Source organism: Aquabacterium sp., from assembly GCF_035476535.1.
Taxonomy (GTDB): domain Bacteria; phylum Pseudomonadota; class Gammaproteobacteria; order Burkholderiales; family Burkholderiaceae_C; genus Pseudaquabacterium.
Map to the genome: position 1 here is coordinate 39,544 of NZ_DATILJ010000016.1, position 12,410 is coordinate 51,953.

The 12,410-nt window shown below is 65.6% G+C and carries 12 protein-coding genes and 1 tRNA gene; all 13 read left to right on the forward strand.

All coding sequences use genetic code 11. The features are described 5' to 3' along the window. Positions 1-16 precede the first annotated feature (16 nt). The 13 genes from rpsO to nuoG all read left to right on the forward strand — a co-directional run bounded on the left by rpsO (position 17) and on the right by nuoG (position 12,407). The gene (gene rpsO, locus VLK61_RS01745; protein WP_325417650.1) at positions 17-286 is read left to right on the forward strand and encodes a 30S ribosomal protein S15; all 270 of its coding nucleotides are present in this window, start codon (positions 17-19) and stop codon (positions 284-286) included. Between the two features lie 211 nt (positions 287-497). After that, on the forward strand, positions 498-2,819 hold the full coding sequence (gene pnp, locus VLK61_RS01750) for a polyribonucleotide nucleotidyltransferase (protein ID WP_325417652.1): 2,322 nt from the start codon (positions 498-500) through the stop codon (positions 2,817-2,819). 18 nt (positions 2,820-2,837) lie between these two features. After that, entirely contained in the window at positions 2,838-3,830 is a 993-nt protein-coding gene (locus VLK61_RS01755) for an NAD(P)H-quinone oxidoreductase (RefSeq protein ID WP_325417654.1), read from the forward strand. A 12-nt stretch (positions 3,831-3,842) separates the two neighbouring features. Beyond that, positions 3,843-4,583 (forward strand): triose-phosphate isomerase, encoded by a 741-nt coding sequence (gene tpiA / locus VLK61_RS01760; RefSeq protein ID WP_325417656.1) that lies wholly within the window; start codon positions 3,843-3,845, stop codon positions 4,581-4,583. A gap of 42 nt (positions 4,584-4,625) precedes the next feature. Continuing rightward, entirely contained in the window at positions 4,626-5,060 is a 435-nt protein-coding gene (gene secG / locus VLK61_RS01765; RefSeq protein WP_325417658.1) for a preprotein translocase subunit SecG, read from the forward strand. A 167-nt stretch (positions 5,061-5,227) separates the two neighbouring features. Next, a tRNA-Leu gene (locus VLK61_RS01770) sits at positions 5,228-5,312 on the forward strand. Between the two features lie 153 nt (positions 5,313-5,465). Beyond that, on the forward strand, positions 5,466-5,825 hold the full coding sequence (locus VLK61_RS01775) for an NADH-quinone oxidoreductase subunit A (RefSeq protein WP_325417660.1): 360 nt from the start codon (positions 5,466-5,468) through the stop codon (positions 5,823-5,825). A gap of 33 nt (positions 5,826-5,858) precedes the next feature. Further along, on the forward strand, positions 5,859-6,338 hold the full coding sequence (locus tag VLK61_RS01780; RefSeq protein WP_325417662.1) for a NuoB/complex I 20 kDa subunit family protein: 480 nt from the start codon (positions 5,859-5,861) through the stop codon (positions 6,336-6,338). Position 6,339: 1 nt separating this feature from the next. Then, positions 6,340-6,939 carry an NADH-quinone oxidoreductase subunit C gene (locus VLK61_RS01785; protein ID WP_325417664.1) on the forward strand — a complete coding sequence of 200 codons (600 nt, stop codon included), beginning with the start codon at positions 6,340-6,342 and terminating at the stop codon, positions 6,937-6,939. A 14-nt stretch (positions 6,940-6,953) separates the two neighbouring features. Next, positions 6,954-8,207, forward strand: coding sequence for an NADH-quinone oxidoreductase subunit D (locus tag VLK61_RS01790; protein ID WP_325417666.1), 1,254 nt, complete (start codon positions 6,954-6,956; stop codon positions 8,205-8,207). Next, positions 8,204-8,725 (forward strand): NADH-quinone oxidoreductase subunit NuoE, encoded by a 522-nt coding sequence (gene nuoE, locus VLK61_RS01795; RefSeq protein WP_325417667.1) that lies wholly within the window; start codon positions 8,204-8,206, stop codon positions 8,723-8,725. Before VLK61_RS01790 ends, nuoE begins: the two co-directional genes overlap by 4 nt. A gap of 8 nt (positions 8,726-8,733) precedes the next feature. Then, entirely contained in the window at positions 8,734-10,071 is a 1,338-nt protein-coding gene (gene nuoF / locus VLK61_RS01800) for an NADH-quinone oxidoreductase subunit NuoF (RefSeq protein ID WP_325417669.1), read from the forward strand. Between the two features lie 14 nt (positions 10,072-10,085). Continuing rightward, complete coding sequence (gene nuoG / locus VLK61_RS01805; protein ID WP_325417671.1) at positions 10,086-12,407, forward strand: NADH-quinone oxidoreductase subunit NuoG; 2,322 nt, start codon at positions 10,086-10,088, stop codon at positions 12,405-12,407. Positions 12,408-12,410: the final 3 nt, after the last annotated feature.

Here is a 12,410-nt window from a genome sequence, read left to right on the forward strand (position 1 = left end):
CACAGGAAACATTCACATGTCCGTGGCTGAAATCAACCGGGCTGACATCGTCAAGTCCAACGCGCGCAGCGCCAACGACACCGGTTCGCCGGAAGTCCAGGTGGCCCTGCTGACCTCCCGCATCAACGAGCTCACCCCCCACTTCAAGACCCACCTGAAGGACCATCATGGCCGCCGTGGGCTGCTGAGGATGGTGAGCCGCCGCCGCAAGCTGCTCGACTACCTGAAGGGCAAGGACGCCGACCGCTACACCGCGCTGATCCAGAAGCTCGGTCTGCGCAAGTAAGCCACTGATGCAAAAAAGAGCCTGTCTGGCCTGCCCAGCACAGGCTCTTTCGTCTTTGGAGCGTGCCGATTCAGTCGCTGCTGTGTCATTCCACCGACGCCAGATGGCCTGGCCTCGCTGGAATGGCATGCCGCTGACGCGGGCCTTCACGCTCCCGGTGAATCTCTAGGCGCCACCGCAAACGCGCCAGTCCACAACCGGAGACACCACCATGAGTCTGTTCAACAAAGTCACCAAGAGCTTCCAATGGGGCTCGCACCAGGTCGTGATGGAAACCGGCGAGATCGCTCGCCAATCCACCGGCGCCGTCGTCGTCGACATCGAAGGCACCGTCGTGCTGGCCACCGTGGTCGCGCGCACCGAAGCCAAGCCGGGCCAGGACTTCTTCCCGCTGACCGTCGACTACATCGAGAAGACCTACGCCGCCGGCAAGATCCCGGGCAGCTTCTTCAAGCGTGAAGGCCGTCCGAGCGAGCTGGAAACGCTGACCTGTCGCCTGATCGACCGCCCGATCCGGCCGCTGTTCCCCGAAGGCTTCTTCAACGAAGTGCAGATCGTCGTTCACGTGCTGAGCCTGAACCCCGAGGTGCAGGCCGACATCGCCGCATTGATCGCCTCGAGCGCCGCGCTGTCGGTGTCCGGCATCCCGTTCAGCGGCCCGATCGGCGCCGCGCGCGTGGGCTACATCAACGGCGAGTACGTGCTGAACCCGGGCAAGACCCAGCTCCTCGAATCGAAGCTGGACCTGGTCGTCGCCGGAACCGAAGCGGCCGTGCTGATGGTTGAATCCGAAGCCGACCAGTTGTCCGAAGAGATCATGCTTGGCGCCGTGGTCTTCGGCCACGAGCAGGGCAACATTGCGATCAACGCGATCCATGAACTGGTGCGCGACGCCGGCAAGCCGGAATGGACCTGGGCTGCCCCGGCCAAGAACGAACCCTTCATCGCCAAGGTCACCGAACTGGCCGAAGGCCCGCTGCGCGCGGCCTACCAGATCCGCAGCAAGCAGGCCCGCACGCAAGCCTGCCGCGACGTGACCAGCAACGCGCTGGCCGCACTGAAGGCCGAAGGCGTTGAATTCGACAAGGTCGAGGTCGAAGGCCTGCTGTTCGAGATCGAATCGCGCATCGTACGCAGCCAGATCCTCGCCGGCGAGCCGCGCATCGACGGCCGCGACACGCGTACGGTGCGCCCGATTGAAATTCGCACAGGCGTCCTTCCGAGGACCCACGGCTCGGCGCTTTTCACGCGCGGCGAGACGCAAGCGCTGGTCATCGCCACGCTGGGCACCGACCGCGACGCGCAGCGCATCGACGCGCTGGCCGGCGAGTTCGAAGAGCGCTTCATGCTCCACTACAACATGCCCCCGTTCGCCACTGGCGAAACCGGTCGCGTCGGCAGTCCGAAGCGCCGCGAGATCGGCCACGGGCGGCTGGCCAAGCGCGCGCTGGTCGCTGCGCTGCCGAGCAAGGAAGACTTCCCGTACTCGATCCGCGTGGTCTCGGAAATCACCGAGTCCAACGGCTCCTCGTCGATGGCCTCGGTCTGCGGCGGCTGCCTGTCGCTGATGGACGCCGGCGTGCCGATGAAGGCCCACGTGGCCGGCATCGCGATGGGCCTGATCAAGGACGGCAACCGCTTCGCCGTGCTGACCGACATCCTGGGCGATGAGGATCACCTCGGCGACATGGACTTCAAGGTCGCCGGCACCACCGCCGGTGTCACCGCGCTGCAGATGGACATCAAGATCCAGGGCATCACCAAGGAAATCATGCAGGTCGCGCTGGCCCAGGCCAAGGAAGCCCGCATGCACATCCTCGGCAAGATGCAGGAAGCGGTGGGCGAATCCAAGGCCGAGGTCTCGCAGTTCGCGCCGCGCCTGTACACGATGAAGATCAACCCGGAAAAGATCCGTGATGTCATCGGCAAGGGCGGCTCGACCATCCGTGCGCTGACCGAAGAAACCGGCTGCACCATCGACATCGGCGAAGACGGCACGATCACCATCGCGTCGACCGATGCCGACAAGGCCGAGTTCGCGAAGAAGCGCATCACCGAGATCACCGCCGAAGCCGAGATCGGCAAGGTCTACGAAGGCGCGATCACCAAGATCCTGGACTTCGGCGCGCTGGTCAACATCCTGCCCGGCAAGGACGGCCTGCTGCACATCAGCCAGATCGCCCACCAGCGCGTCGAGAAGGTCACCGATTTCCTGAGCGAAGGCCAGGTCGTCAAGGTCAAGGTGCTGGAGACCGACGAGAAGGGCCGCATCAAGCTGTCGATGAAGGCGCTGCTGGAGCGGCCGGAAGGCATGGAAGAAGAGCGCAGCGAGCGTCCGCCGCGCCGCGAGTATGGCGATCGCCCGGACCGTGGCCCGCGTGGTGATCGTGGCGACCGTCCGCCGCGCCGTGAACGCAGCGAGCGCAGCGATGCGCCGCGCGAAGGCGGCGCCGAGGCTCCGCAGGAGACGGCCGCCGATGTGGCCACGGCCGCACCCGCGCCGGCCCCGAGCGGCCAGGAACCGCAGACCTGACGCAGCGGTAGCAGCATCATGCGAGCGATCACGATCACGAGCTTCGGCAAGCCCGAGGTGCTGGTCGAGGCCACCCGGCCCGACCCGCAACCGGCCGCCGGCGAACTGCTGGTGCGCGTCACTGCGTCCGGCGTCAACCGGCCTGATGTGCTGCAGCGCAAGGGCGCCTATGCGCCGCCGCCCGGCGCGTCGGACCTGCCGGGGCTGGAGATCGCCGGCACGATCGCTGGCGGCGACACCGCCGAGTTGGCGGCGGCCGGCTTCAAGCTCGGCGACCGGGTCTGCGCGCTGGTGTCCGGCGGGGGTTATGCCGAACTCTGCGTCGTGCCGATCCCGCAAGTGCTGCCGGTGCCGGCGGGTTTGACCGATGTTGAAGCGGCCAGCCTGCCCGAGACCTTCTTCACCGTCTGGTCCAACGTGTTCGACCGGGCGCGACTGCAGCCCGGTGAAACGCTGCTGGTGCAGGGCGGGTCCAGCGGCATCGGCGTCACCGCGATCCAGCTCGGCAAGGCCTTCGGCGCGCAAGTGATCGTGACGGCCGGCAGTGACGACAAGCTCGCCGCCTGCCAGGCGCTGGGCGCCGATGTCGGCATCAACTACCGTACGCAGGACTTCGTCGCCGAGGTCAAGGCCGCCACCGGCGGCAAGGGCGCGGACGTGGTGCTGGACATGGTGGCCGGCGACTACGTTGCCCGCGAACTTCAATGCGTTGCCGACGATGGCCGCATCGTGATCATCGCAGTGCAGGGCGGCGTGAAGAGCGAGATCAATGCCGGCGATGTGTTGCGCCGCCGCCTGACGATCACGGGTTCGACGCTGCGGCCGCGGCCAGTGGCCTTCAAGGGCGCGATTGCCGCCGCCTTGCGTGAGCGGGTGTGGCCGCAGATCGAAGCCGGCCGTATCAAGCCGGTGATCAACAAAGTGTTCCCCGCGGCGCAAGCCGCGGCGGCCCATGCCTTGATGGAATCCAGCGAGCACGTCGGCAAGATCATGCTCGACTGGACCCTCTGAAGGAGACCTGACATGCGACGCAAGCTCGTGGCCGGCAACTGGAAGATGCACGGCAATCACCCGGCCAACGCGGAATTGCTCGCCGGCATCACGGCGGCCAGGCCCTTTGGTTGTGATGTGGCGGTGTGCGTGCCGTTTCCGTATCTGTCGGAGACGGCCGTGGCGCTGGCCGCGAGCGACATTCGCTGGGGCGCGCAGGACTGCTCGGCGCACGAACAGGGCGCCTACACCGGCGAGGTGTCGGTGGCCATGCTGGCCGAGTTCGGTTGCCGTTATGTCATCGTCGGCCACAGCGAGCGCCGGCAGTATCACCACGAGAGCGATCAACTTGTGGCCGACAAGGCCAAGGCCGCGCTGGCCCGTGGTGTCACACCGATCGTCTGCGTCGGCGAAACGCTGGCGCAGCGCGAAGCCGGCGAGACCGATGCGGTGGTCAAACGCCAGCTCTCGGCGGTGATCCACACGCTGGGCCATTGCGCTGGCGAGATGGTCGTGGCCTACGAGCCGGTCTGGGCCATCGGCACCGGCCGCACCGCGTCGCCCGAGCAGGCCCAAGCGGTGCATGCGCTGCTGCGTGCACAGTTGCACGCGGCCACCGCGCACTCCGCGGACATGAAGATTCTTTACGGCGGCAGCGTCAAGCCCGACAACGCGGTGACGCTGTTTGCACAACCCGATATCGATGGTGGGCTGATCGGTGGCGCCAGCTTGAAGGCGGCCGATTTTGTCGCCATCTGCCGCGCGGCCAACTGATCAGGCCGTGTCGGCAACCTTGACTCCTGGAGAACGAACAACATGCAGATCTGGATGAACCTTGTGCTGGTGCTGCAGCTAATTTCCGCGCTGGCGATGATCGGCCTGGTGCTGGTGCAGCATGGCAAGGGCGCCGACATGGGCGCCTCCTTCGGCAGCGGTGCTTCGGGCAGCCTGTTCGGCGCCACCGGCAGTGCCAATTTCCTGTCGCGCTCGACGGCGGTCTGCGCTGCGGTGTTCTTCACCTGCACGCTGGCGATGGCCTTCCTGACCAACAGTGCGACGATGCGTGCACCCACGGAAAGCGGCAGCGTGCTCGACCGTGCCGGCGTGCCGGCCAGCGCGCCGTCAGTACCGCAAGGCTCGGTGATTCCGGGCGCCGTACCGGCGCCTGCTGCCAAGCCCGAACCCGGCGCTTCGCCGGCACCCGCGCCGGCAGCACCCGCCGCTTCGGCTGGAGCCATTCCGACCAAGTGATGCGGCAACGCAAGTCACACGCGGCTGGCGTGGCGCGAGGCCATCAGTCGGCCGCGTTAACCCGAAGAAGTGTGATCAATTCGGTTTAGAATCTTCGGCTGTTCAGGGCGCCATTCCTCATGCCACCTGAACAGCTTGCGGGCCCGGCGTTTGGGGCCCTTCATCGTGCCGTCGTGGTGAAATTGGTAGACACGCTATCTTGAGGGGGTAGTGGCGAAAGCTGTGCGAGTTCGAGTCTCGCCGACGGCACCAAGGTTCGTACAACCCAGGTCCTCATCCGGTGCCTGGGCTCAAGCGCCCTGCTGGCAGGGAGCAACAAGGGCGCTCCGTAGGCAACAGAAGCTGTTGCAGGCGGCGCGCCATTTTCATGGCCGGATCCGTACCGACACTCCACTGACGCCGACCATGGACCTGCAGCAGTACCTCCCCGTCATCCTGTTCATCCTGGTCGGCACGGCAGTCGGCGTGGCGCCGCAATTGCTGGGCTTCCTGTTCGGGCCGAACCGGCCCGACGCGCAGAAGAACAGCCCCTACGAGTGCGGCTTCGAAGCCTTCGAAGACGCTCGCATGAAGTTCGACGTGCGCTACTACCTGGTGGCGATCCTGTTCATCCTGTTCGACCTGGAAATCGCCTTCCTGTTTCCGTGGGCGGTGGCGCTGCGCGACATCGGCGCGCCGGGCTTCTGGGCGATGATGATCTTCCTGGCGATCCTCGTCGTGGGCTTCATCTACGAGTGGAAAAAGGGTGCGCTGGACTGGGAGTGACCCGCAGCGTCGACAGTACAGAGGATTCTTGCCATGGGCATCGAAGGCGTTCTGAAGGAAGGCTTTGTCACCACCTCGGTGGACAAGCTGGTGAACTGGTCCAAGACCGGATCGTTGTGGCCGATGACCTTCGGGCTGGCCTGTTGCGCGGTGGAGATGATGCACGCGGGCGCGGCGCGTTACGACATCGATCGATTCGGCATGCTGTTCCGCCCCAGCCCGCGGCAGAGCGATCTGATGATCGTCGCCGGCACGCTGTGCAACAAGATGGGGCCGGCGCTGCGCAAGGTCTACGACCAGATGGCGGAGCCGCGCTGGGTGCTGAGCATGGGCTCCTGCGCCAATGGGGGCGGCTACTACCACTACAGCTACTCGGTGGTGCGCGGCTGCGACCGCATCGTGCCGGTGGACGTCTACGTGCCCGGCTGTCCGCCGACTGCCGAGGCGCTGCTGTACGGCATCCTGCAGCTGCAGACCAAGATCCGCCGCGAAAACACCATCGCGCGAGCATGAAATGACCCAGCGACTCGACAAGTTGGAAGCCGCTCTGCAGTCGACGCTCGGCGACAGGATCAAGACCTTCAAGCGCGACCGTGGCGAGATCACGCTCACCGTGACGGCGGGCAACTACCTGGCGGTTGCGCAGCAGTTGCGCGACGACCCGTCGCTGAAGTTTGAGCAACTGATCGACCTCTGCGCGCTCGACTACAGTTCGTACAAGGATCAGGCCTGGGACGGCCTGCGTTACTGTGTCGTCTCGCACCTGTTGTCGGTGAGCCTGAACTGGCGGGTGCGGCTGAAGGTGTTTGCGCCTGACGACGAGGTGCCGGTGGTGGCTTCCCTGACCGACGTGTGGTCCGGCGCCAACTGGTTCGAACGCGAAGCCTTCGACATGATGGGTGTGATCTTCGAAGGCCACATCGACCTGCGCCGCATCCTCACCGACTACGGCTTCATCGGCCACCCGATGCGCAAGGACTTCCCGGTGTCCGGCCATGTCGAGATGCGCTACGACGCCGAGCAGAAGCGTGTGATCTACCAGCCGGTGACGATCGAGCCGCGCGAGATCACGCCGCGGATCATCCGCGAAGACAACTACGGTGGCCTGCACTGACCGGAACGTGATTCATGGCTGAAATCAAGAACTACACGCTGAACTTCGGACCCCAGCATCCGGCCGCGCACGGTGTGCTGCGCCTGGTGCTGGAACTGGATGGCGAAGTCATCCAACGCGCCGATCCGCACATCGGCCTGCTGCACCGCGCCACCGAAAAGCTGGCCGAGAGCAAGACCTACATCCAGTCGCTGCCGTACATGGACCGTCTCGACTACGTGTCGATGATGAGCAACGAGCAAGCCTACTGCCTGGCGATCGAAAAGCTGATGGGCATCGAGGTGCCCGAGCGTGCGCTGTACATCCGCGTGATGTTCGCCGAGCTGACGCGCTTGCTGAACCACCTGCTGTGGCTGGGTGCGCACGCGCTGGATTGCGGCGCGATGAACGTGCTGATCTACTGCTTCCGCGAGCGCGAAGACATCTTCGACATGTACGAAGCGGTGTCCGGCGCGCGCATGCATGCCGCCTACTTCCGCCCCGGTGGCGTCTACCGCGACCTGCCGGACGTGATGCCGCAGTACCGCGTCAACAAGATCAAGAACGAGCGCGCGATCAAGGCGCTGAACGCCAACCGCTGTGGCTCGCTGCTCGACTTCATCGACGATTTCACGCAGCGCTTCCCCGGCATGGTCGACGAGTACGAAACCCTGCTCACCGACAACCGCATCTGGAAGCAGCGTACGGTGGGCATCGGCGTCGTCACGCCGGAACGGGCGCTGAACCTCGGCTTCACCGGACCGATGCTGCGTGGCTCGGGCATTGCCTGGGACCTGCGCAAGAACCAGCCCTACGATGTCTACGACAAGATGGACTTCGACATCCCGCTGGGGGTGAACGGCGACACCTACGACCGCTACCTGGTGCGTGTCGAGGAGATGCGCCAGTCCAACCGCATCATCCAGCAATGCGTGAAGTGGCTGCGTGCGAACCCGGGCCCGGTGATCATCGACAACCACAAGGTGGCGCCGCCGCCGCGTGTGGACATGAAGTCGAACATGGAGGAGCTGATCCACCATTTCAAGCTCTTCACCGAAGGCTTCCACGTGCCCGAAGGCGAGGCCTATGCGGCGGTGGAACATCCGAAGGGCGAGTTCGGCATCTACATCGTCAGCGATGGCGCGAACAAGCCCTACCGCCTGAAGATCCGCGCGCCGGGCTTTCCGCACCTGGCCGCACTCGATGAAATGGCGCGCGGCCACATGATTGCCGACGCGGTGGCCATCATCGGCACCATGGACATCGTGTTTGGTGAGATTGACCGATGACACTTTCTGACAGCACCCAGGCGCCCGCAGCGGCGCTCTCCGCAGCGACGCTTGCCCGTTTCTCGCGCGAAGTCGCCAAGTACCCGCCCGAACAGAAGCAATCGGCCGTGATGGCCTGCCTGTCCATCCTGCAGCAGGAGCAGGGCTGGGTTTCGGCCGATGCCGAAGCGGCGGTGGCCGCCTACCTCGGCATGGCACCGATCGCCGTGCGCGAGGTGACCACCTTCTACAACATGTACAACCAGCAGCGTGTCGGGCAGTTCAAGCTCAACGTCTGCACCAACCTGCCGTGCCAATTGCGTGATGGCGAGCGGGCGCTCGCGCATCTGTGCCACAAGCTCGGCATCGACGAAGGCGGCACGACGGCCGATGGCCTGTTCACGGTGCAGAAGAGCGAGTGCCTGGGCGCCTGCGCCGACTCACCGGTGCTGCTGGTCAACGACCGCCAGATGGTCAGCTTCATGAGCAACGATCGCCTCGACGATTTGGTCGAGACACTCAAGGCCCAGGCCAAATGAGCAACCCGATGCTGGACCTTTCCAAGTTTCAGGCCAAAGGTGTGGAGACCTGTTTCCACGACCGGCACATCAGCCCGCAGATCTACACAGGGCTCGACGGCAGCAACTGGCGACTGAAGGACTACGAGGCACGTGGCGGTTATCAGGCGCTGCGCAAGATCTTGGCCGCTGCGGGGGGCATGACCCCCGACCAGGTGGTCGCCGAGGTCAAGGGTTCCGGCCTGCGTGGCCGCGGCGGCGCGGGTTTCCCGACCGGGCTGAAGTGGAGCTTCATGCCTCGCGCCTTGCCGGTCCAGAAGTACCTGGTGTGCAACAGCGACGAAGGCGAGCCGGGCACCTGCAAGGACCGCGACATCCTGGCCTACAACCCGCACATCGTCATCGAGGGCATGATCATCGCGGCCTATGCGATGGGTATCTCGGTGGGCTACAACTACATCCACGGCGAGATCTTCGAGGTCTACGACCGTTTCGAAGAAGCGCTGGCAGAAGCCCGCGCCGCTGGCTATCTGGGCGACAAGATCCTCGGCAGCGGCCACAGCTTTCAGCTGCACGCCTTCCACGGCTTCGGTGCCTACATCTGCGGCGAAGAAACCGCGCTGCTCGAATCGCTGGAAGGCAAGAAGGGCCAGCCGCGTTTCAAGCCGCCGTTTCCGGCCAGCTTCGGCCTGTATGGCAAGCCGACGACAATCAACAACACCGAGACCTTTGCCGCGGTGCCCTGGATCATCCGCAACGGCGGCCAGGCCTACCTGGACTGCGGCAAGCCGAACAACGGCGGCACCAAGATCTTCTCGATGGTCGGTGACGTCGAGCGGCCCGGGAACTACGAGATCCCGATGGGCACGCCCTTCGCGAAGATTCTCGAACTCGCCGGCGGCGTGAAGGGCGGCCGCAAGCTGAAGGCCGTGATCCCGGGCGGATCGTCGGCGCCGGTGCTGCCGGCCTCGGTCATGATGGACTGCACGATGGACTATGACTCCATCGCCAAGGCCGGCTCGATGCTCGGCTCCGGCGCGGTGATCGTGATGGACGAGACGCGCTGCATGGTCAAGAGCCTGCTGCGCCTGTCCTACTTCTACACGCACGAGTCCTGCGGCCAGTGCACGCCCTGCCGCGAAGGCACCGGCTGGCTGTGGCGGCTGGTCAACCGCATCGAGCACGGGCACGGCAAGGCCGACGACCTGGCACTGCTGGATTCGGTGGCCGAAAGCATCATGGGCCGCACCATTTGCGCGTTGGGCGATGCGGCGGCGATGCCGGTGCGCGGCATGCTCAAGCATTTCCGCGACGAATTCGTGCACCACATCGAGCACAAGACCTGCGTGGTCCCCGCATACGTCTAAGGCGGCACCGAAACATGATCGAAATCGAACTCGACGGCAAGAAGGTCTCGGTGGCCGAAGGCAGCATGGTGATGCATGCGGCCGACGCGGCCGGCACCACGATTCCGCACTTCTGCTATCACAAGAAACTCAGCATCGCGGCCAATTGCCGCATGTGCCTGGTCGACATCGAGAAAGCGCCCAAGCCGATGCCGGCCTGCGCCACGCCGGTGACGCAGGGCATGATCGTGCGCACCCGCAGCGACAAGGCCCTGAAGGCGCAGAAGTCGGTGATGGAGTTCCTGCTCATCAATCACCCGCTGGATTGCCCCATCTGCGACCAGGGCGGTGAGTGCCAGTTGCAGGACCTGGCCGTCGGCTATGGTGGCAGTGTCTCGCGCTACGAAGAAGAAAAGCGCGTGGTGTTCCACAAGAACGTCGGCCCGCTGATCTCGATGGAAGAGATGAGCCGCTGCATCCACTGCACCCGCTGCGTGCGCTTTGGCCAGGAAATGGCCGGCGTGATGGAGCTGGGCATGCAGCACCGCGGCGAGCACAGCGAGATCACCACCTTCGTCGGCAAGTCGATCGACTCCGAGCTGTCGGGCAACATGATCGACATCTGCCCGGTGGGTGCGCTGACCAGCAAGCCCTTCCGCTATTCGGCGCGCACCTGGGAGCTGTCACGCCGCAAGAGCGTCAGCCCGCATGACTCGACCGGTGCGAACCTGATCATCCAGGTCAAGAACAACCAGGTGATGCGTGTCGTTCCGCTGGAGAACGAAGACGTCAACGAGTGCTGGATCGCCGACCGCGACCGCTTCAGCTACGAAGCGCTGAACAGCCCGCAGCGCCTGAAGACGCCGATGATCAAGCAGGGCGGCGAGTGGAAGCCGGTCGACTGGAACACCGCGCTCGGCTATGTCGCCGACGGCTTGAAGCGCGTGAAAGCCGAGCATGGCACCGCCGAGGTCGGCGCGCTGGGCTCGGCCCACCGCACGGTCGAAGAGCTGCACCTGCTGGCCAAGCTGGTGCGCGGCCTGGGCAGCCAGAGCATCGATGTGCGCATGCGCCATGCCGATGCCACGAATGCTGCACCGGCCGGCCAGGCGCGCTGGCTGGGTCTGCCGATTGCATCGCTGTCCAGCCTGTCGCGGGTGTTCGTGATCGGCTCGTTCCTGCGCAAGGACCATCCGCTGTTCGCGCAGCGCATCCGCCAGGCCGCGCGCAAGGGCGCGCAGGTGCTGAGCCTGAACGGGGCGCACGACGACTGGGCGCTGCCGGTGGCCGCGCGCATCACCGCGGCACCCAGCGGCTGGGCTCAGGCGCTCGCTGATGTGGCAGGCTATGTGGCCACGGCCAAGGGCGTTGTGGCTCCCGCGACGGCGCTGGTCAACGAAGCTGCTGAAGCGGTCGCGAAGGCGTTGCTGTCGGGCGAACGCAAGGCCGTGCTGCTTGGCAACGCCGCCGCGCAACATCCGCAAGCCAGCCAATTGCTGGCCCTGGCGCAATGGATCGCCGAGCACACCGGTGCCAGCGTCGGCTACTTCGGCGAGGCGGCCAACAGCGTGGGCGCGCAACTGGTCAACGCCGTGCCGGGCCCGGGTGGCCTGAACGCCGCGCAGATGCTGTCGCAGCCGATGAAGGCGCTGTTGCTGCTGGACGTCGAACCGGCACTCGATGCCGCCGACGGCGCGGCCGCACGGGCCGCGATGGCCGGCGCCGGCCTGGTCGTGGCGCTGACTTCGTTCCAGGACGCGGCCGTCGACAACGCTGATGTGCTGCTGCCCATCGCGCCGTTCACCGAAACCGCCGGCACCTTCGTCAATGCCGAAGGCCGTGTGCAAGGCTTCCATGGCGTCGTGAAGCCGCTGGGCGACACGCGCCCGGCGTGGAAGGTGCTGCGCGTGCTGGGCAATCTGCTCGGCCTGCCGGGCTTCGACTTCGAAACTGCGGAAGACGTGCGCCAGGAAGCGCTGGGCGACGTGGCCACCTTGGCATCGCGCCTGAACAACCGGGGCGGCGCGGCGGTCACGCTGCAAGCCGCACCGGCCGGTCTGGAACGCATCGCCGATGTGCCGATCTATGCCACCGATCCTTTGGTGCGCCGCGCGCCGGCGCTGCAGCTGACGGCGGATGGCAAGCCGCCGCTCGTCAGCCTGTCCAGCGCGCAATGGCAGTCGCTGGGCCTGCAGCCGGGGCAGCAGGTCCGGGTGTCGCAGGGCAGGGCCAGTGTTGTGCTCGCCGCGCGTGAGGATGCCAGCCTCGCCGCCACGGCCGTGCGTGTGCCGGCCGGCCACTCGACCACCTGCGGCCTGGGTTCGATGTTCGGCGCCATCACCGTCGAGAAGGCCTGAACA